Genomic DNA, 20,692 nt, shown 5'->3' with positions numbered 1-20,692 from the left:
GCTCTGATGGCGCGCTGACGACGGATAACTCCGAAAACGCCACGACGACACCTCAAGAATGGGGCAGAGTGGGGGATTGTGGGGTATGGTGGCTGCAGTGTTTGGGTGATCCCAAAGGGGAGGTGAGCTGGTGTTTCTCGGCACCTACACGCCCAAACTCGACGACAAGGGGCGGCTGACGCTGCCCGCCAAGTTCCGCGACGCGTTGGCAGGGGGGTTGATGGTCACCAAGAGCCAGGACCACAGCCTCGCCGTCTACCCACGGGCGGAATTCGAGCAGTTGGCACGCCGGGCGAGCAAGGCTTCGCGCAGCAACCCCGAAGCCCGGGCGTTTCTCCGCAACCTCGCGGCCGGCACCGACGAGCAGCATCCCGACGCGCAGGGCCGGATCACGTTGTCGGCCGATCACCGGCGCTACGCCAACCTTTCGAAAGACTGCGTGGTCATCGGCGCGATCGACAACCTGGAGATCTGGGATGCGCAGGCCTGGCAGGACTACCAGCAGACCCACGAAGAGAACTTCTCCGCGGCCAGCGATGAAGCACTCGGCGACATCATCTGAGGCGCATGCCCGTGCAACGTGGCCTCTGCCCGAACCGACCCTGGCGTACTTCCCCAACGCCAGGTTCGCGACTTCGGTCAGAGACCTCGATGCAGGGGCTGCCCATTTTCCCGAGCACCTGGTAAGGCCCGTCCGGGCGGCACACACCCGAAGCGGCGCGAGGACCCGTGGCATCCAGGCCCGGGTGGCCGACGGGTGCCGGCAGATCCGTGGAGGCGTTGCTGTGGCTGAGAATCCGGGTTCCGACGACTTCGGGCATGTCCCCGTCCTCCTGGAACGCTGCGTCGAACTGCTCACCCCCGCGCTGACCCGTCATCACCCTGACGGTTCGGGTGCGACGCTGCTCGATGCCACCCTGGGTGCGGGCGGGCATGCGGAACGGTTCCTCACCGACCTGCCGGGGCTGCGGCTGATCGGACTCGACCGCGATCCGGGCGCGCTGGACATCGCCCGGGGCCGGCTGGCGCGCTTTGCCGACCGGGTCGTGTTGGTTCACACGCGCTACGACGGCATCGTCGCGGCGCTGGACGAATCAGGTTATGCGGCAACGGGATCGGTGGATGGCATGCTGTTCGATCTCGGGGTGTCGTCCATGCAGCTGGATCGCCCGGAGCGGGGCTTCGCCTACGCCCAGGACGCCCCGCTGGACATGCGGATGGACCCCTCATCGCCGCTGACCGCCGCCGACATCGTCAACACCTACGACGAGGCGGAGCTGGCGACCATCTTGCACCGCTACGGCGAGGAGCGGTTCGCGCGTCGCATCGCCGCGCACATCGCGCGCCGACGCGCCCGTCAGCCGTTCACGTCGACGTCGGACCTGGTAGCCCTGCTGTACGAAGCGATTCCGGCCGCGGCCCGGCGCACCGGCGGACATCCGGCCAAGCGCACGTTCCAGGCGCTGCGGGTCGCGGTCAACGACGAACTGGACACGCTGCGCCGCGCGCTCCCGGCCGCGCTGGACGCCCTGGACGTCGGCGGCCGCATCGTGGTGATGGCCTACCAGTCCCTGGAAGACCGGATTGTCAAGCGGCTCTTCGCCCAAGCGGTCGCGTCGCGCACCCCGGTGGACCTGCCGGTGGAGCTGCCCGGCCATCAGCCGAGATTCCGGTCTCTGACGCACGGCGCCGAACGCGCCGACGAGACCGAGGTCGAACGCAATCCACGCAGTGCCACAGTGCGGTTGCGGGCGCTGCAACGAATGGAACCAGAGCAGGCTAGCGGGGAGGGCCACGCATGAGAGCAGAACGGCAGGCGTCGAAACGGCGCGCCGGCAGCGACCGTCGGGGCGGACGCGACGGTTCTGCCCGGCGGAGCAGCCGGCCCGCGGCCGATTCCGGCTCGGCGCGGCGCACTCGCAGCGGCCGGACCTCTGCGCCCGCCCGCGAAGCCCGCGCGCCCAAGCACGGACCGCAGACCAGTCCCATCGCCCGGCCGGTCGAGCGGCAGGCGCGGCCCAAGAACGCCAGCCAGGCCAAGGCGCGGGCCAAGGCACGGAAAGCCAAAGCGCCCAAGGTGGTTCGTCCCCGCTTGACCGAGCGGCTGGCCACCCGCCTGGCATCGATCGACCTGCGGCCGCGGACGTTGGCCAGCAAGGTGCCGTTCGTCGTGCTGATCATCGGTGCGTTGGGCATCGGCCTCGGGCTGACGCTCTGGCTGTCCACCGACTCCGCTGAGCGCTCCTACAAGTTGAGCCACGCCAGGGAGCGGACCCGGTTGCTGCAGCAGCAGAAGGAAGCGCTGGAGCGCGACGTGCGGGAGGCCGAGGCCGCCCCGGCCCTGGCGGAGGCGGCCCGCAAGCAGGGCATGATCCCCAGCAGGGACACCGCGCACCTGGTCCAGGACCCGTCCGGGAATTGGGTGGTGGTCGGCACACCCAAGCCGGCCGACGGCGTTCCGCCGCCGCCGCTGAACAACAAGCTTCCCGACGAAGTTCCGCAGCCTCCCAAGCCGCCGGCCGCGCCCCCGGAGGTCTCGACCCGGATCGAGCCGGCCCCCGGCGGCCCCACCCCGGCCAGGTCCGGACCCGAAGCGCTGCTGCGCGCCCCCGACGGTGCGTCGACGGTCGGGGGCCAACACCTGCCGCCCGTGGTGCCCCCCGCGCCCGGCGCGCCTGCCGCCCCCGGGCTGCCGGTGACGGGTACGCTGCCCGGCATGCCAGGCGGACCGGCGACGGGTGCATTGCCCGGCATACCCCCTGCACCGGCAACCGGCCCGATCACCGGACGCACACCCGGTGTGCTGCCGGGGTTGCCGACACCGGGATTGCCCGTGCCGGCCGGACCCGCGACCGCCCCAGCCCCGGCCGAGGTGCCGATTCCCCTGGGCGGGCTGCCCATTCCGGCTCCTGGCCAGGTGCCCGTGCCGTTACCCGCCGAGATTCCGGTCCCGCTGCAGTTGGGCCGTCCGGCGGCGCCGGCTCAACCGGTGGCCCCCGGCGCTCCGGCCGGCGCCCTGCCCGGGCCCGCGGTCGTCGCGCCGCCAGGTGCACCCAGGTGAGCCGCGGTGAATCCCCGCGGGCACGGCGGTCGCAGTCCGCACGGCCGACGCGTGGTCCCCGTAAGGACTTGCAGGCCAAGGGCGTACGGCAACCCAAGCGGCGTCTGAAGCAGCAGAAGGAAGACGTTCGCGAGCCGAAGCGATTCCGGAAAGCCAAGCAAGCCAAAGGTGTCGGGGCGGCACAGCGGTCCGAGGCGGTGGCGGCCGGGCACTCGGCGCGGCAGCGTCGCACCCGCCAGATCGTGGAGTTGACCAGCCGCGGCGGGTCATTCGTCTTCCGGCACCGGGCCGGCAACGTAGTCATCCTGGTGCTGATGCTGATGGCGGCCGCCCAGCTGTTCGTCCTGCAGGTGACCAACGCCTCGTCGCTGCGCGCCCAGGCCGCCGGACAGCTCAAGGTCACCGATGTGGAAAAAGCGGTGCGCGGCAGCATCATCGACCGCCGCAAGGACCAGCTTGCCTTCACCATCGAGTCGCGTGCGCTGACATTTCAGCCGAAACGGATCCGCAAGCAGCTGGAGGAGGCCAAAGCCAAGAACTCGACCGCCCCGGATCCGCAGCAGCGGTTGCGCGATATCGCCAAAGAGGTCTCCAGCCGCCTGGGCAACAAGCCGGACTCGGCCACCGTCTTAAAGAAGCTGCAGACCGACGACAACTTCGTCTATCTCGCGCGTGCCGTCGATCCCGCTGTCGCCAGCGCGATCTCGGACAAGTACCCCGAGGTCGGTTCCGAACGCCAGGATCTGCGCCAGTATCCCGGCGGATCGCTGGCGGCCAACATCGTCGGCGGCATCGACTGGGACGGTCACGGGCTGCTGGGACTGGAAGAGGCGATGGACTCGGTGCTGTCCGGCACCGATGGGTCGGTCACCTATGACCGCGGATCCGACGGCGTTGTCATCCCCGGCAGTTACCGCAACCGGCATCGGGCGGTCAACGGCTCGATGGTCCAGCTCACCCTCGACGACGACATCCAGTTCTATGTGCAGCAGCAGGTTCAGCAGGCCAAGAACGTGTCTGGCGCGCACAACGTTTCGGCCGTCGTGCTCGACGCCAAGACCGGCGAAGTCTTGGCCATGGCCAACGACAACACCTTTGACCCCTCCCAGGACATCGGACGTCAGGGCGACAAGCAGCTGGGCAACCTGGCGGTGTCCTCGCCGTTCGAGCCCGGCTCGGTGAACAAGGTGATCACCGCGTCGTCGGTCATCGAGTACGGCCTGTCCAATCCCGATGAGGTGTTGCAGGTTCCCGGCACCATCCAAATGGGCGGGGTGTCCATCCACGACGCGTGGGAGCACGGCGTGATGCCCTACACCACCACCGGCGTGTTCGGAAAGTCCTCCAACGTCGGCACTTTGATGCTTGCGCAGCGAGTCGGGCCGGAGCGCTTCTACGACATGGTCCGCAAATTCGGCCTGGGGCAACGCACCAACGTCGGCCTACCGGGGGAGAGCGCCGGGCTGGTGCCGCCGATCGACCAGTGGTCGGGCAGCACGTTCTCGAACCTGCCTATCGGGCAGGGTCTTTCGATGACGCTGTTGCAGATGACCGGGATGTATCAGACGATCGCCAACGACGGGCTGCGGATGCCACCGCGGATCATCAAGGCCACCATCGCGCCCGACGGCACGCGCACCGAAGAACCGCGCCCGGAGGGCGTGCGAGTGGTGTCGCCGCAGACGGCGCAGACTGTGCGCAACATGCTGCGTGCCGTCGTGCAGAAGGACCCGATGGGTTACCAGCAGGGCACGGGGGCCGCCGGTGCGGTGACGGGCTATCAGATGGCCGGCAAGACGGGCACCGCGCAGCAGATCAATCCGGCCTGCGGCTGCTATTTCGACAACGTCTACTGGATCACGTTCGCCGGAATGGCCACCGTCGACAACCCCCGGTATGTCATCGGCATCATGATGGACAACCCGGAGCGCAACGCCGACGGCACGCCGGGCCACTCGGCGGCCCCGCTGTTCCACAACATCGCCGGCTGGCTCATGCAGCGCGAGAACGTGCCGCTGTCGCCGGACCCCGGCCCGCCGCTGACGTTGCAGGCCACGTAGGGGTCACGGCCCGACGGCCGGGCACGCTGAACTCCGTTCGGGGACCCGGCGGCGCGCGGATCGCCTCACGATCGGTTGCGGCTAGGTAGGGTGTCATGGCCGATCATGAGGATGCCGCGGGCGTCGGAGGGAGGTGTGGCTGTGCCGGTGCCCACTGGGTTACGCCCCAGCGCCACCGCGGGCGTGCCGCTGCACTCGCTCGCCGAACAGGTCGGCGCGGTGCTGGCCGACGGTCCAGGTCGGGGCCGCGCCGTGCCCGACGTGACCATCACCGGCGTGACGCTGCGCGCCCAGGACGTGCTACCCGGTGACCTGTTCGCCGCGCTGCCGGGTCTGACCACCCACGGGGCCCGCTATGCCGGCGATGCGATCGAACGCGGAGCGGTCGCCGTGCTCACCGATCCCGCCGGAGCCGCCGAAATGACCGCGCCGACCGTCCCGACGCTGCTGCATCCCGACCCCCGCGGTGTGCTCGGTGGCCTGGCGGCCACGGTGTACGGCAACCCGTCCGACCGGGTGGCGGTCATCGGCATCACCGGCACGTCCGGCAAGACCACCACCACTTATCTCGTCGAATCCGGTTTGCGTGCCGCCGGCCGCACGGCCGGGCTGATCGGCACCATCGGCATTCGCATCGACGGCGCCGACGTCCCCAGTGCGCTGACCACTCCGGAGGCCCCCGCGCTGCAGGCGATGCTGGCCGCCATGGCCGAACGGGGCGTCGACACCGTCGTGATGGAAGTCTCCAGCCACGCGCTGGCGTTGGGCCGGGTGGACGGAACCGGCTTCGCGGCAGGAGGTTTCACCAACCTGTCCCGCGATCACCTCGACTTCCATCCGACCATGGAAGACTACTTCAACACCAAAGCCTTGCTGTTCGAACCGGATTCGCCGCTGCGGGCGCGCCGGGTCGTGGTGTGCGTCGACGACGAGGCCGGGCGGGCGATGGCGGACCGGGCCGGCGACGCGATCACCGTCAGCGCCGAGGGCCGGCCCGCGGACTGGCGCGCCGTCGACGTGACCCCGATGGGGGCCGGGGGCCAACAGTTCACCGTCGTCGATCCCGCCGGCGCCCGGCATCAGGTCGGGGTCCCGCTGCCGGGTCACTACAACGTCGCCAATTGCCTTGTGGCACTGGCACTTCTGGACATAGTGGGGGTGACGTCGGAGCAGGCGGCGCCGGGGCTGCTGCAGACGCGCGTGCCGGGACGCATGGAACAGATCGACGCCGGCCAGGACTTCCTGGCGCTGGTCGACTACGCGCACAAGCCGGGCGCCCTGCGTGCGGTGCTGACCACGCTGGAGCGTCCGGGGCGCCGCCTGGCGGTGGTGTTCGGCGCCGGCGGCGAGCGCGATCCGGGCAAACGGGCGCCGATGGGCGCCACGGCAGCCGAGTTGGCCGACCTGGTCGTCGTCACCGATGACAATCCGCGCGGTGAGGACCCGGCCTCGATTCGCCGGGAGATCCTGGCTGGTGCCATCGAAAGTGGTTGCGCGGCAGAGGTCGTCGAGGTGGCCGACCGGCGCGACGCGATCAGGCACGCGGTCGCCTGGGCGCGCCCGGGTGACGTGGTGCTGATCGCGGGCAAGGGCCACGAAACCGGGCAGCGCGCCGGCGGTCACACCCGCCCCTTCGACGACCGCGTGGAGCTGGCCGAGGCGCTGCGCGACCTCGACGGGGCACAGCGGTGATCGACCTGACCGTCGCCCAGATCGCCGACATCGTCGGGGGCACCCTGTCCGACATCTCCCCGCAGGATGCCGCGCAACTGCACGTCACCGGAACCGTCGAATTCGACTCGCGCGCCGTGGGTCCCGGTGGTCTGTTCCTGGCGCTCCCCGGCGCCCGCTCAGACGGGCACGACCACGCCGCCTCGGCCGTCGCGGCCGGGGCGGTTGCGGTGCTGGCCGCGCGGCCGGTCGGGGTTCCCGCCGTCGTCGTCACACCCGAGGGGGCTTCGGGATCGCGGGCCGGGGTGCTCGAGCACGACCCCGACGGGTCCGGCGCGGCAGTGCTGGACGCGCTGGCCAAGCTGGCCCGGGTGGTCGCCGCCGAACTGGTGGCCGGCGGGCTGACCATCGTCGGCATCACCGGATCCTCGGGCAAGACCTCGACGAAGGACCTGGTGGCAGCCGTGCTGACGCCGCTGGGTGAGGTGGTGGCCCCGCCCGGCTCGTTCAACAACGAGCTGGGGCATCCGTGGACGGTGCTGCGCGCGACGGCCGACACCGATTACCTGGTTCTCGAGATGTCGGCCCGCCATCCCGGAAACATCGCCGCGCTCGCCGACATCGCCACGCCATCCATCGGGGTGGTCCTCAACGTGGGCACCGCGCACCTCGGCGAGTTCGGCTCACGCGAAGCCATCGCTCAGACGAAATCCGAACTGCCACAGTCTGTTCCGGCATCCGGGGTGGTGATCTTGAACGCCGACGACCCGGCCGTGGCGGCCATGGCGGGCGTGACCGACGCCCGGGTGGTCCGGGTGAGCCGCGCCGAGCGCACCGACGGGGGCCCCAGCGACCTGTGGGCCGGGCCGGTGTCGCTCGACGAGCTGGCCAGGCCGCGATTCGCGCTGCACCGGCGCGACGCCTTCGGGGTGACCGAGGTGCCGGTGCAACTCGGCGTCTACGGCGATCATCAGGTGGGCAACGCGCTGTGCGCCGCCGCGGTCGCGCTGGAATGCGGCGCGGATCTCGAACAGGTGGCCGCCGCACTCGAGGGCACGGGCCCGGTGTCGCGGCACCGCATGCAGGTCACCACCCGGGCCGACGGGGTTACCGTGATCGACGACGCCTACAACGCCAATCCCGATTCCATGCGGGCCGGCTTGCAGGCGCTGGCCTGGATCGCCCACGGCGGCGAAGGGGGCACGCAACCGCGCAGGAGCTGGGCGGTGCTCGGCGAGATGGCCGAGCTCGGTGAGGACGCCGTAGTCGAGCACGATCGCATCGGCCGGCTCGCCGTGCGCTTAGATGTGTCTCGACTCGTTGTCGTGGGAAGTGGGAGGTCGATGAGCGCCATGCACCACGGGGCGGTCATGGAGGGTTCCTGGGGCGCAGGCGACAAGGGCGCCGTCAACGTCCCCGACAGCGACGCCGCCCTGGCATTGCTGCGGGCCGAGGTGCAACCCGGTGACGTCGTCCTGGTCAAGGCGTCGAACTCGGCGGGGCTCGGTGCGCTGGCCGACGCCCTGGCGGCCGAGGGCGGGACGCGCGCATGAGACAGATCCTCATCGCCGTCGCCGTCGCGCTGACGGTGTCGATCCTGCTGACCCCGGCGCTGATCCGGTTGTTCACCCGGCAGGGATTCGGCCACCACACCCGTGAGGACGGGCCGCCGACCCACCACGCCAAGCGGGGCACCCCGTCGATGGGCGGCGTGGCCATTCTGGCCGGCATCTGGGCGGGCTACCTGGGCACGCACCTGGCCGGGATGGCCTTCGACGGCGAAGGCGTCACCGTGTCGGGCCTGTTGGTGCTGGGTCTGGCCACCGTGCTCGGCGGCGTCGGATTCCTCGACGACCTGATCAAGATCCGCAGGTCGCGCAACCTCGGCTTGAACAAGACGGCCAAGACCATCGGACAGGTCGCCGCAGCGGTGTTGTTCGGGGTGCTGGCGCTGCAGTTCCACAACAACAACGGGCTGACACCGGGCAGCGCCGACCTGTCCTACGTGCGCGAGATCGCCACCGTCACGCTGGCCCCGGGCCTGTTCGTGTTGTTCTGCGTCATCGTCGTCAGCGCCTGGTCGAACGCGGTCAACTTCACCGACGGCCTGGACGGGCTGGCCGCCGGAAGCATGGCGATGGTCACCGCCGCATACGTGTTGATCACGTTCTGGCAGTACCGCAACGCCTGTGTCACCGCCCCCGGGCTGGGCTGCTACAACGTTCGCGACCCGTTGGACCTGGCGCTCGTCGCGGCCGCCACGGCCGGCGCCTGCATCGGCTTCCTGTGGTGGAACGCCGCGCCCGCCAAGATCTTCATGGGCGACACCGGATCCCTGGCCCTGGGCGGCATCATCGCCGGCATCTCGGTGACCAGCCGCACCGAGATCCTCGCCGTCGTGCTGGGTTCGCTGTTCGTCGCCGAGGTCAGCTCGGTTGTATTGCAGATCTTGACTTTTCGCACGACCGGGCGCCGCGTGTTCCGGATGGCCCCCTTTCACCACCATTTCGAGTTGGCCGGCTGGGCCGAGACCACGGTCATCATCCGCTTCTGGCTGCTCACCGCGATCGCGTGCGGCCTGGGCGTGGCCCTTTTCTACGGTGAGTGGCTGGGCGCGATCGGTGCCTGATGAGCGGACTTGACGCCCCGCTGGAACCCCTGGCGCCCGGGGCGCCGGTGCTGGTGGCCGGGGCCGGCATCACGGGCAAGGCGGTGCTGGCGGCGCTGAGGAGATTCGGGGCGGCGCCGACGCTGTGCGACGACGATCCCGTCAGGTTGCGGGATTACGCCGACGCGGGAGTGGCGACCGCGTCCACGTCGACGGCCATCGAGCAGCTCTCTCGCTACGTCCTGGTGGTCGCGAGTCCGGGCTTCGCGCCGACCGCGCAGCTGCTGGTCGCCGCGACGGCGGCCGGGGTGCCGATCTGGGGTGACGTGGAGCTGGCCTGGCGGCTGGACGCCGCGGGCCACTACGGGCCGCCCCGCCGCTGGCTGGTGGTGACCGGCACGAATGGCAAGACGACCACCACCTCGATGCTGCACGCCATGCTGAGCGGAGGCGGCCGGCGCAGCCTGCTGTGCGGCAACATCGGCGAACCGGTGCTCGACGTGTTGGAAGAACCCGCCGAGCTGCTGGCCGTCGAGCTGTCCAGTTTCCAATTGCATTGGGCGCCTTCGCTGAAGCCCGAGGCGGGTGTGGTGCTCAACGTCGCCGAAGACCATCTGGACTGGCACGGCAGCCTGGCCGCCTACGCCGCGGCGAAGGCGCGGGTGCTCGATGGCCGGGTGGCGGTGGTGGGCCTCGACGACGACCGGGCGGCGGCGCTGCTGGACACCGCCCGGGCGCCGGTGCGGGTCGGCTTCAGATTGGGCGAACCCGCGACGGGGGAGCTGGGAGTGCGTCGGGGTCACCTGGTGGACCGCGCCTTCGCCGACGATCTGGCCCTGCTGCCGGTCGACTCCATTCCCGTGCCGGGGCCCGTCGGGGTGCTCGACGCCCTGGCCGCCGCGGCGCTGGCGCGCTGCGTCGGCGTGCAGGCCGAGGCGATCGCGGCGGCGATCGCCTCCTTCCGGGTGGGCAGGCACCGTGCCGAGGTCGTGGCCGTCGCGGACGGCATCACCTACGTCGACGACTCCAAGGCCACCAATCCCCACGCCGCCGAGGCGTCCGTACTGGCCTACCCCCGGGTCGTCTGGATCGCCGGCGGTCTGCTCAAGGGCGCATCGGTCGACGCGCAGGTCGCCAGGATGGCATCGCGGCTGGTCGGGGCCGTGCTCATCGGCCGAGATCGGCAACAGGTTGCAGAGGCGTTATCGCGACACGCGCCGGATGTACCCGTCCTGCAGGTTGTGACAGGCGAGGATGCTGGTATGGATGCGACTGCTGTGGTTCTTGGGGCAGATGTGACAGAAGTGGAACAGCCAGGTGGCGATTTGGCCACAGCCGTGATGAACGCGGCGGTCGCCGCGGCTCGCAGCCTGGCGAACCCCGGTGACACCGTCCTGCTGGCACCCGCGGGCGCGTCGTTCGATCAATTCTCGGGTTACGCCCAACGCGGCGACGCGTTCGCGTCCGCCGTGCGCGCGGCGCTCCGGTAGGGCGGGCGTGGGTAACGCATTGGCCCGGCTGTTGGGCCGGGGTAAACACACCACCGCAACTGCCGCGGCCGAGCCCGCCCCGGGCGACGACGACGCCGCCGACGAGGCCACGGACGACGCCCCGGAAGCCAAGGCCGGCAAGAAGGCCGACAAGCCGCCAAAACGCGACAAGGCCGCCGCCAACGAAAGCGCCTCGCCCGGTCGGTTCGGCGCCTGGCTGGGCCGGCCAATGACGTCGTTTCACCTGATCATCGCGGTGGCCGGGTTGCTGACGACACTCGGGCTGATCATGGTGCTGTCGGCGTCGGGCGTGCGGTCCTATGACGCCGACGGGTCGGCCTGGGTGATCTTCGGCAAGCAGGTGCTGTGGACCGTGATCGGCCTCATCGCCTGCTACGCCTCGCTGCGGATGTCGGTGCGGTTCATCCGCCGCGTCGCGTTCACCGGCTACGTCGTCACGGTCATCCTGCTGGTGCTGGTGCTCGTCCCGGGAATCGGCAACCTGGCCAACGGATCCCGTAAGTGGTTCGTGGTCGCGGGCTTCTCGATGCAGCCGTCCGAGCTGGCCAAGATCGCTTTCGCCATCTGGGGTGCCCATATGCTGGCCGCCCGTCGCCTGGAGCGGGCGAGCCTGCGCGAACTGCTCATCCCGCTGGTGCCGGCGGCCGTGATCGCGCTGGCCCTGATCGTTGCCCAGCCCGACCTCGGGCAGACGGTGTCGCTGGGCATCATCCTGCTGGCCTTGCTGTGGTACGCGGGGCTGCCGCTGCGCGTCTTCGTCACGTCATTGATGGCCGTCTTCGTGGCCGGCGCGGTCCTGGCCATGTCGGCCGGGTACCGGTCGGACCGGGTGCGATCCTGGATCAATCCCGAGAACGACCCGCAGGACACCGGGTATCAGGCCCGACAGGCCAAATTCGCGCTGGCGCACGGCGGTATCTTCGGCGACGGTCTGGGCCAGGGGGTGGCCAAATGGAACTACCTGCCCAACGCCCACAACGACTTCATCTTCGCGATCATCGGAGAGGAGCTCGGTTTCATCGGTGCGTTCGCGTTGTTGGTGCTGTTCGGGCTGTTCGCCTACACCGGGATGCGGATCGCCCGGCGCTCGGCCGACCCATTCCTGCGGCTGCTGACCGCCACCACCACCATGTGGGTGCTGGGCCAGGCGTTCATCAACATCGGCTACGTGATCGGCATCCTCCCGGTCACCGGTATTCAGCTGCCTTTGATTTCTGCCGGTGGAACTTCCACCGCGGCAACGCTATTCATGATCGGCATCATGGCCAACGCGGCTCGTCACGAACCCGAGGCGGTGGCCGCGCTACGTGCCGGCCGCGACGACAAGATGAACAGGATCCTGCGGCTGCCGCTGCCCGAGCCCTACTCGCCGACGCGCCTGGAGTCGGTCCGCGATCGCAAGCGTGCCCGGCCGAAGTCGGCCGAGCCGTCACGCAAGGGCGCCGGCGCGCCCGCGCGCAAGGCTTCCCGCAAGGTCTCCCAGAAGGCCTCCCAGAAAGTCGATGCGCCGCTGCGGCCTGCGCCATCGCGAACGGCCGGGCGGCCGGCTCGCCAGACTGGCGGTAGCGCTCGATCACGGGCGAGGCATCATGGATCAGGCCAGCGCCGCGTCAGCCAGGCGGCCGGCCAGCGTCAGCCACGACGCGCTCGCGCACTGGAAGGTCAGCGTTACGGGTGAACGACACGGTCAACAAGCGGACCGGCGGGCGGGGGGGAAACCCTTTGCCCGCCGGTGCCGCGTTGTCCTCTTTTAAGCCTCTCAAGCCACTGTCGGTCGTGCTCGCCGGTGGCGGAACCGCCGGCCACGTCGAGCCGGCGATGGCCGTCGCCGACGCGCTGAGCGCGCTCGATCCGCAGGTCAGGATCACCGCGTTGGGCACCGCCCGGGGCCTGGAGACCCGGCTGGTGCCCGAGCGCGGCTATGACCTCGAGCTGATCACGCCGGTGCCGCTGCCGCGCAAACCCAGCGGCGACCTGGCCCGGCTGCCCTCGCGGGTATGGCGGGCCGTCCGGGAGACCCGTGCCGTGCTGAGGGCGGTCGACGCCGACGTGGTGATCGGTTTCGGTGGGTACGTGGCGCTGCCGGCCTACCTGGCCGCGCGCGGTGTCTCCTCGCGCAAGCCCCGGGTCCCGGTTTTGATCCACGAAGCCAATGCCAGCGCCGGGCTCGCGAACCGCGTCGGCGCCCGCACCGCCGAGCGGGTGCTCTCCGCGGTTGCCGATTGCGGGTTGCCGCGCGCGGAGGTGGTCGGGGTGCCGGTGCGCGAGGTCATTACCTCACTGGACCGCGCGGCGCTGCGCGACGAGGCGCGCCGCCACTTCGGTTTCGCGGACGACGCCCGGGTGTTGCTGGTGTTCGGTGGTTCGCAAGGCGCGGCCTCGTTGAACCGGGCGGTCTCCGGGGCGGCCGCCGAGCTGGCGGCCGCCGGCGTGGCCGTCTTGCATGCACACGGCCCCAAGAACACACTCGACCTGCGCGAACCCCAGCCGGGCGACCCGCCGTATGTGGCGGTTCCCTACCTCGACCGGATGGACCTTGCCTATTCGGCCGCCGACCTGGCGATCTGCCGGTCCGGTGCGATGACGGTCGCCGAGGTCTCGGCGGTGGGTCTGCCGGCCATCTACGTGCCCCTGCCGATCGGCAACGGCGAGCAGCGGCTCAACGCCCTGCCGGTGGTCAACGCGGGCGGCGGCATGATCGTCGCCGACGCCGACCTGACGCCCGAGCTGGTCGCCCGCGAGGTGGCCGGGCTGCTGGGCGACCCGCCGCGATTGGCGGCCATGACCGCCGCCGCCGCGCGGGTGGGGCATCCCGACGCGGCGCGCCAGGTCGCCCAGGCGGCGCTGGACATCGCCAGGAAGGCCCAGCTGGGTCGCCTGCCGGCCGGAGGTAGGCCGTGAGCACGGATCAGTTGCCGCCCGAGCTGCAGCGCGTCCACATGGTCGGCATCGGGGGAGCCGGCATGTCGGGCATCGCCCGCATCCTGCTCGACCGCGGCGGCCTGGTATCCGGCTCGGATGCCAAGGAGTCCCGCGGCATCCACGCGCTGCGCGCCCGGGGCGCGCAGATCAACATCGGGCACGACGCGGCCTCGCTCGACCTCCTGCCCGGCGGCGCCACCGCGGTCATCACGACGCATGCCGCCATCCCGAAAACCAATCCCGAGCTGGTCGAGGCCCGTCGGCGCGGCATCCCGGTGATTCTGCGGCCCGCCGTGCTGGCCAAGCTGATGGACGGGCGCACCACGCTGATGGTCACCGGCACGCACGGCAAGACGACGACGACGTCGATGCTGATCGTGGCGCTGCAGCACTGTGGGCGCGACCCGTCCTTCGCGGTCGGCGGCGAGATGGGGGAGGCGGGCACCAACGCCCACCACGGCAGCGGCGACTGCTTCGTGGCGGAGGCCGACGAGAGCGACGGCTCGCTGCTGGAGTACACGCCCGACGTCGCGGTGGTCACCAACATCGAGACCGACCACCTGGATTTCTACGGCAGCGCCGACGCCTATGTCGCCGTGTTCGACGCCTTCATGGAGCGGCTGGCCCCGGGCGGGGCGTTGGTGGTGTGCGTCGACGACCCCGGGGCCGCCGAGTTGGCACGGCGGACCGCCGAGCTGGGCATCCGCGTGCTGCGATACGGATCCGCGGGCTCGACCGAGGACCTGGCCGCGACGTTGTTGTCGTGGCACCAGCAGGGCGTCGAAGCTGTCGCGCAGATCCGGCTGGCCCCCGAACTGGATCCTGAGCAACGTCCGCGGGTGATGAGGTTGTCGGTGCCCGGCCGCCACATGGCGCTCAACGCGATGGGCGCGCTGCTGGCGGCGCTCGAGATCGGCGCCCCGGTCGAGGCCGTGCTGGACGGCCTGGCCGGATTCGAGGGCGTGCGCCGCCGGTTCGAGCTGGTCGGTAGCGCGGCCTCGGTGCGGGTGTTCGATGACTACGCACACCACCCCACCGAGATCGTCGCCACGCTGGCGGCGGTCCGCACCCTGCTCGAGCAGAGCGGTGACGGTCGGAGCATAGCGGTGTTCCAGCCCCATTTGTATTCTCGGACAAAAGCTTTCGCCGAGGAGTTCGGGCAGGCGCTGGACGCGGCCGACGAGGTTTTCGTTCTCGACGTCTACGGCGCCCGCGAACAATCGCTGGCCGGCGTCAGCGGGGCCACCGTCGCCGAGCACGTCAGCGCGCCGGTGCGCTATCTCCCGCACTTCTCCGCGGCCGCCGAACAGGTGGCGGCGGTCGCCGGGCCCGGCGACATCATCGTCACCATGGGGGCCGGCGATGTGACGCTGCTGGGGCCCGAGATCGTCACGGCGTTGCGGGTGCGGGCCAACCGCAGCGCCCCCGGGGCGTTGCGATGACGCAGCCGGACGACCCCGTCCCTGCCAACGCGGTCGGCGAACAGGCCGAGGCCCGGACTGCCGGCGATGCAGGCGACAGCGCGGTCACCGAACCGCTCGCCGCAGGCGCGAGCGCGGACCGGCCGGGCAGCGATGAGGGCCAGGAGGCCGATCAGGGCGAGGTCGAGGGGCCGCGCCGGCGCGCCCGGCGGGAGCGGGCCGAACGCCGCGCCGCCCAGGCGCGCGCCACCGCGATCGAAGAGGCTCGCCGCGAGGCAAAGCGCCGGGCCAGCGGACGGCTGGTCAACGAGCCCAAACCCGTTGCGCGGGGGGTTGTTCGGGGCCTGAAGATGTTGCTGGCGACGGTTCTGCTGGTGATCGTCGGCATCGGGCTGGCGTTGATCCTCTATTTCACGCCCGCGATGGCCGCCCGCAACATCGTTGTCGTCGGGACCGGGGTGGTGACCCGGGACGAGGTGCTGGATGCGGCGCGGGTGCGGATCGGAACGCCGCTGCTGCAGATCAACACCAGCCAGGTCGCGGACCGGGTGGCCGCAATCCGGCGAGTCGCCAGCGCGCGGGTGCAGCGCCAGTATCCGTCGGCGCTGCGAATCACCATCGTCGAGCGAGTTCCGGTGGCCGTCAAAGACTTCCCCGACGGGCCGCATCTCTTCGACCGGGACGGAGTGGACTTCGCCACCGGGCCGCCGCCACCGGCGCTGCCGTACCTTGATGTCGCGGATCCGGGGCCGAACGACCCCGCCACCAAGGCGGCCCTGCAGGTGCTGACCGCGTTGCGTCCCGAGGTCGAGGGCCAGGTCGGCCGCATCGCCGCGCCGTCGGTGGCCTCGATCACCCTCACGCTGGGCGACGGCCGGGTGGTGATCTGGGGCACCACCGACCGCACCGACGAGAAGGCCGAGAAGCTGGCCGCGCTGCTGACACAGCCCGGCAAGGTCTACGACGTGTCGAGCCCGGACCTGCCGACGGTCAAGTAGCGATCTCCATCACGTCGGCGGGCTCGATGCTCACCGAACGCCCGCGCGCCGGCCGGCGGGGCGAAATTGCCCAAAATTTGCGGGACGCGTTTCGGCGCGCCTGCGGGGTTAGGGCGCGCCATGCCCATACCGTTCTGGTTGCGCGGAACTACTTGACATAACTCTAACTCTATGGTTGAGGTTGAGGGTTTGCTCAGGGTTTATTCGAGGAGGACCGCGAACGTCCGGAGGAGCCCACCGCCGGGAGAGCTGAGCCAAGCCCATCAGGGAGGAAGACGAATGATGACCCCCCCGCATAACTACCTGGCCGTCATCAAGGTCGTGGGTATCGGTGGCGGCGGCGTCAACGCCGTCAACCGGATGATCGAACAAGGCCTTAAAGGCGTGGAGTTCATCGCGATCAACACCGACGCCCAGGCGCTGTTGATGAGCGATGCCGACGTCAAACTCGACGTCGGGCGCGAGTCCACGCGTGGTCTCGGGGCCGGGGCGGACCCGGAAGTCGGCCGCAAGGCCGCCGAGGACGCCAAGGATGAGATCGAAGAGCTGCTCCGCGGCGCGGACATGGTGTTCGTCACCGCCGGCGAGGGCGGCGGGACCGGGACCGGCGGGGCGCCCGTCGTCGCCAGCATCGCGCGCAAGCTGGGGGCGCTGACCGTCGGCGTGGTCACCCGGCCGTTCTCGTTCGAGGGCAAGCGGCGCGGCAACCAGGCCGAGAGCGGCATCTCGGCGCTGCGCGAGAGCTGCGACACCCTGATCGTGATCCCCAACGACCGGCTGCTGCAGATGGGCGACGCCGCGGTGTCGCTGATGGACGCCTTCCGCAGCGCCGACGAGGTGCTGCTCAACGGCGTTCAGGGCATCACCGACCTGATCACCACTCCGGGCCTGATCAACGTGGACTTCGCCGACGTCAAGGGCATCATGTCGGGGGCGGGCACAGCCCTGATGGGCATCGGTTCCGCCCGGGGCGAGGGGCGTTCACTCAAGGCCGCCGAGATCGCCATCAACTCACCGCTGCTGGAGGCGTCGATGGAGGGCGCCCACGGCGTGCTGATGTCGATCGCCGGCGGCAGCGACCTGGGGTTGTTCGAGATCAATGAGGCGGCCTCGCTGGTGCAGGACGCCGCCCATCAGGACGCCAACATCATTTTCGGCACCGTGATCGACGATTCGCTGGGCGACGAGGTGCGCGTCACCGTCATCGCCGCCGGCTTCGACGCCGCCGGCGCCGGACGCAAACCGGTGATCGGCGGCAGTGCCGATAAGGAAGAAAAAGGCGGAGCGCACCGGATCGAGTCGGCGAAGGCGGGCAAGCTCACCTCGACGCTGTTCGAACCGGTCGACGCGGTCAGCGTGCCAGTCCACACCAACGGATCGACCTTGAATATCGGCGGCGATGACGATGACGTCGATGTGCCGCCCTTCATGCGCCGCTGAGGGTCTCAATTTGCTTGCCAGCGCGCGACAAACCGGCCGCGGCCGGATGGCGCTACCCCCTGGCAGGCGCGGCGCTCCGGATACTGGTCATGTGAGCGTTCGCATCAGGCGGGTCACCACCACCCGCGCCGGTGGCGTCTCCAAGGCGCCTTTCGACACCTTCAACCTGGGTGACCACGTCGGGGACGACGCGGCGGCGGTGGCCGAGAACCGGGCCCGGCTGGCCGCCATCGTCGGCCTGCGCGCCGGCCGCGTGGTGTGGATGAACCAGGTTCACGGTGACCGCGTCGAGGTTGTCGACGGGGCGCGTGACACTGCGGTCGACGACACCGACGCGTTGGTGACCCGCACGGCGCGACTTGCCTTGGCGGTCGTCACCGCCGACTGTGTCCCGGTGTTGATGGCGGATGCGCGTGCCGGTGTTGCCGCCGCGGTGCACGCCGGCCGGGTCGGCGCCCAGCGCGGCGTGGTGGCCCGAACGGTGGAGGCGATGCTGGACCTCGGCGCGCAACCCCAAGACATCTCGGCGCTGCTGGGCCCGGCGGTCAGCGGCCGCAACTACGAAGTGCCCGCGGCCATGGTCGACGAGGTCGAGGCGGCGTTGCCGGGCAGCCGTACCACCACCGCCGCGGGGACTCCCGGGCTCGATTTGCGGGCCGGAATCGCTTGCCAGCTAAGGGATCTAGGTGTAACGGCAATCGACATAGATCCACGGTGCACGGTGGACGACCCGACTTTGTTCAGTCATCGGCGGGATGCACCAACCGGCCGGCTGGCCTCGCTGGTCTGGATGGAGTGACCGCGATGGCGGTAGGAATGCCGGTTCCTGACGGTCGGAGCGAGCGCGACTCGGAATTGACCCACGCATTGGCGTCGGTGCGCTCGCGCCTTGCGGCGGCGGCAGAGGCGGCGGGTCGCAATGTCGGTGAAATCGAAGTTTTACCGATTACCAAATACTTTCCAGCAACCGATGTCGTGACTTTGTGCCGATTGGGTTGCCGCGTCGTCGGCGAATCACGGGACCAGGAAGCGAGGGCAAAAGTGGCCGAAGTCACGCGATTGTTGGCGGCGCCGGCGCACAGGGAGGTCGGAAATCCACGCTGGCACATGGTCGGTCATATCCAGCGGAATAAAGCCAAATCGGTGGCAAGTTGGGCACACACCGCCCACTCGGTCGACAGCGCGCACCTGGTGACCGCCCTCGACAAGGGCGTGGGGGCGGCTCTGGCCGAGGGCCGCCGGACCGCCCCGATGCGGATCTACGTTCAGGTCAGCCTCGACGGCGACGAGTCCCGCGGCGGCGTCGACATATCGCGGCCGGGCGCCGTCGACCAGGTGTGCGACCAGGTCGAGGACTCGAAGAACCTGGACCTGGTCGGGCTGATGGGGATTCCGCCGCTGGACTCGGACCCGGACGAGGCCTTCGACCGGCTGCAATCCGAGCATCGGCGGGTTCTCGAGTCGCATCGCGACGCGGTCGGGTTGTCCGCGGGCATGTCGGACGACTTCGAAATTGCCGTGAAACACGGTTCGACATGTGTGCGTGTCGGTACCGCGCTATTGGGCCCGCGGCGGTTACCGTCACCGTAAGTAGTCACTGTAGTAACAGCTTTATCACTGACACCAGCACTCCCAGGGGCTAGAAGGGTCAACGCAATGAGCACACTGCACAAAGTCAAGGCCTATTTCGGTATGGCCCCGATGGACGACTACGAGGACGAGTATTACGACGACCACGCACCGTCCCGTGGTTTTCCGCGCCCCCGATTTGACGACGGCTACGGTCGCTACGAGCAAGACGAATACGACGATCCGCGCCGCGAACCGGCCGAGTACCCGCCGCCCGCCGGCTACCGCGGTGGTTATGGGGACGAGCCGCGATACGGCGCCGTCCACCCCCGCGAGTTCGACCGCGGCGAGCGGGGCGGCCCCCGCTTCGGGTCCTGGTTGCGCAACTCCACCCGCGGAGCGCTGGCGATGGACCCGCGCCGGATGGCGATGATGTTCGAAGAGGGTCACCCGCTGTCGAAGATCACCACGCTGCGGCCCAAGGACTACAGCGAGGCCCGCACCATCGGTGAGCGTTTCCGCGACGGCACCCCGGTCATCATGGACCTGGTGTCGATGGACAACGCCGATGCCAAGCGCCTCGTCGACTTCGCGGCCGGCCTGGCGTTCGCCCTGCGCGGCTCGTTCGACAAGGTGGCGACCAAGGTGTTCCTGCTGTCGCCCGCCGACGTGGACGTGTCCCCGGAGGAGCGCCGCCGGATCGCCGAAACCGGTTTCTACGCTTACCAATAGCCACGCCCGCCGCCCGCTGCGCGGCCGGGCCTCGGAGCGTCGGCGACCCGAAGTGGCCACGTGAGATAGGGCCTCTTACTCGGAGTCGGTAGGCTGGCAGGCGCCGCGCTGGTCGGCGGCGTCTGGCATCTCACGGGTAAGGTCGGGGCACTTCAGTTGGTGTTGTTCTTTCAGATCCTTGGGTTTGCGCTATTCATTTTCTGGCTGCTGCTCATCGCTCGCGTCGTGGTCGAGTTCATCCGCTCGTTCAGTCGGGACTGGCACCCGACGGGGTTCACCGTCGTCGTGCTCGAGATCATCCTGTCGATCACGGATCCACCGGTGAAACTGCTCCGCAGGCTGATCCCGCAGCTCACCATCGGAGCGGTTCGCTTCGACCTCTCGATCATGGTGCTGTTGCTCGTCGCGTTCATCGGAATGCAGCTCGCGTTCGGCGCCGCGCAGACGTGACTCAGTTCCGCCAACCGCCTGGGCCGCATTCCGGCCCGGAGACGGTTCGGCCACGTTTTAGCGTCGGCTTGGTTCCCGCGATTTAAAAACTCTAAGGTTTCGGATTTTATTGCCCTCAAAGTTTGAAATTGGTCCTTATTTATTGGCCTAAACAGCAACGGTCGCGCCTGGTGTGACAGGATGGACGGCAGTTGCACTACGGCTACCACTGCGTTCTACACTTTCCAGAACGTTCGACAGGAACTTGAG

General features: G+C 69.7%; 17 protein-coding genes. All 17 read left to right on the top strand.

Features of this window, described 5'->3' with window-relative positions; translation table 11 throughout:
• The first annotated feature begins 130 nt into the window (after positions 1 to 130).
• The 17 genes from mraZ (at position 131) to AC5Y4H_RS22735 (ending at position 20,443) form a co-directional block, all read left to right on the top strand.
• Complete coding sequence (gene mraZ, locus AC5Y4H_RS22815) at positions 131 to 562, top strand: division/cell wall cluster transcriptional repressor MraZ (RefSeq protein WP_067352892.1); 432 nt, start codon at positions 131 to 133, stop codon at positions 560 to 562.
• Positions 537 to 1,802, top strand: coding sequence for a 16S rRNA (cytosine(1402)-N(4))-methyltransferase RsmH (gene rsmH / locus AC5Y4H_RS22810; RefSeq protein WP_499985422.1), 1,266 nt, complete (start codon positions 537 to 539; stop codon positions 1,800 to 1,802). The genes mraZ and rsmH overlap by 26 nt, the downstream gene beginning before the upstream one ends.
• Positions 1,799 to 3,061, top strand: coding sequence for a cell division protein FtsL (gene ftsL, locus AC5Y4H_RS22805; RefSeq protein WP_499985420.1), 1,263 nt, complete (start codon positions 1,799 to 1,801; stop codon positions 3,059 to 3,061). The genes rsmH and ftsL overlap by 4 nt, the downstream gene beginning before the upstream one ends.
• Complete coding sequence (locus AC5Y4H_RS22800; RefSeq protein WP_499985418.1) at positions 3,058 to 5,121, top strand: peptidoglycan D,D-transpeptidase FtsI family protein; 2,064 nt, start codon at positions 3,058 to 3,060, stop codon at positions 5,119 to 5,121. Before ftsL ends, AC5Y4H_RS22800 begins: the two co-directional genes overlap by 4 nt.
• 105 nt (positions 5,122 to 5,226) lie before the next feature.
• On the top strand, positions 5,227 to 6,813 hold the full coding sequence (locus AC5Y4H_RS22795) for a UDP-N-acetylmuramoyl-L-alanyl-D-glutamate--2,6-diaminopimelate ligase (RefSeq protein WP_499985414.1): 1,587 nt from the start codon (positions 5,227 to 5,229) through the stop codon (positions 6,811 to 6,813).
• Positions 6,810 to 8,345 carry a UDP-N-acetylmuramoyl-tripeptide--D-alanyl-D-alanine ligase gene (locus AC5Y4H_RS22790; protein ID WP_499985412.1) on the top strand — a complete coding sequence of 512 codons (1,536 nt, stop codon included), beginning with the start codon at positions 6,810 to 6,812 and terminating at the stop codon, positions 8,343 to 8,345. The genes AC5Y4H_RS22795 and AC5Y4H_RS22790 overlap by 4 nt, the downstream gene beginning before the upstream one ends.
• Entirely contained in the window at positions 8,342 to 9,421 is a 1,080-nt protein-coding gene (gene mraY / locus AC5Y4H_RS22785) for a phospho-N-acetylmuramoyl-pentapeptide-transferase (RefSeq protein WP_499985409.1), read from the top strand. Before AC5Y4H_RS22790 ends, mraY begins: the two co-directional genes overlap by 4 nt.
• Positions 9,421 to 10,890 carry a UDP-N-acetylmuramoyl-L-alanine--D-glutamate ligase gene (gene murD / locus AC5Y4H_RS22780; protein WP_499985406.1) on the top strand — a complete coding sequence of 490 codons (1,470 nt, stop codon included), beginning with the start codon at positions 9,421 to 9,423 and terminating at the stop codon, positions 10,888 to 10,890. Before mraY ends, murD begins: the two co-directional genes overlap by 1 nt.
• 7 nt (positions 10,891 to 10,897) lie before the next feature.
• Positions 10,898 to 12,589: a putative lipid II flippase FtsW gene (gene ftsW / locus AC5Y4H_RS22775; RefSeq protein ID WP_499985404.1), complete on the top strand. Its 1,692-nt coding sequence runs from the start codon at positions 10,898 to 10,900 to the stop codon at positions 12,587 to 12,589.
• The gene (murG, locus tag AC5Y4H_RS22770) at positions 12,586 to 13,812 is read left to right on the top strand and encodes an undecaprenyldiphospho-muramoylpentapeptide beta-N-acetylglucosaminyltransferase (protein ID WP_499985399.1); all 1,227 of its coding nucleotides are present in this window, start codon (positions 12,586 to 12,588) and stop codon (positions 13,810 to 13,812) included. Before ftsW ends, murG begins: the two co-directional genes overlap by 4 nt.
• Positions 13,809 to 15,275, top strand: a complete 1,467-nt coding sequence (murC, locus tag AC5Y4H_RS22765; protein WP_499985395.1) for a UDP-N-acetylmuramate--L-alanine ligase — start codon at positions 13,809 to 13,811, stop codon at positions 15,273 to 15,275. The genes murG and murC overlap by 4 nt, the downstream gene beginning before the upstream one ends.
• Positions 15,272 to 16,252, top strand: coding sequence for a cell division protein FtsQ/DivIB (locus AC5Y4H_RS22760; RefSeq protein WP_499985391.1), 981 nt, complete (start codon positions 15,272 to 15,274; stop codon positions 16,250 to 16,252). Before murC ends, AC5Y4H_RS22760 begins: the two co-directional genes overlap by 4 nt.
• A gap of 282 nt (positions 16,253 to 16,534) precedes the next feature.
• Positions 16,535 to 17,692 (top strand): cell division protein FtsZ, encoded by a 1,158-nt coding sequence (ftsZ, locus tag AC5Y4H_RS22755; protein ID WP_007770764.1) that lies wholly within the window; start codon positions 16,535 to 16,537, stop codon positions 17,690 to 17,692.
• Positions 17,693 to 17,783: 91 nt separating this feature from the next.
• Positions 17,784 to 18,491, top strand: a complete 708-nt coding sequence (gene pgeF, locus AC5Y4H_RS22750; protein WP_499985386.1) for a peptidoglycan editing factor PgeF — start codon at positions 17,784 to 17,786, stop codon at positions 18,489 to 18,491.
• A 5-nt stretch (positions 18,492 to 18,496) separates the two neighbouring features.
• Positions 18,497 to 19,282 (top strand): YggS family pyridoxal phosphate-dependent enzyme, encoded by a 786-nt coding sequence (locus AC5Y4H_RS22745; RefSeq protein ID WP_499985383.1) that lies wholly within the window; start codon positions 18,497 to 18,499, stop codon positions 19,280 to 19,282.
• A 66-nt stretch (positions 19,283 to 19,348) separates the two neighbouring features.
• Positions 19,349 to 19,993: a cell division protein SepF gene (locus AC5Y4H_RS22740; protein ID WP_499985380.1), complete on the top strand. Its 645-nt coding sequence runs from the start codon at positions 19,349 to 19,351 to the stop codon at positions 19,991 to 19,993.
• Between the two features lie 156 nt (positions 19,994 to 20,149).
• Positions 20,150 to 20,443, top strand: a complete 294-nt coding sequence (locus AC5Y4H_RS22735) for a YggT family protein (RefSeq protein ID WP_499985378.1) — start codon at positions 20,150 to 20,152, stop codon at positions 20,441 to 20,443.
• Positions 20,444 to 20,692: the final 249 nt, after the last annotated feature.

The organism is Mycobacterium sp. NGS58 (genome assembly GCF_059812385.1).
This window is presented reverse-complemented; position numbering and strand designations above follow the sequence as displayed.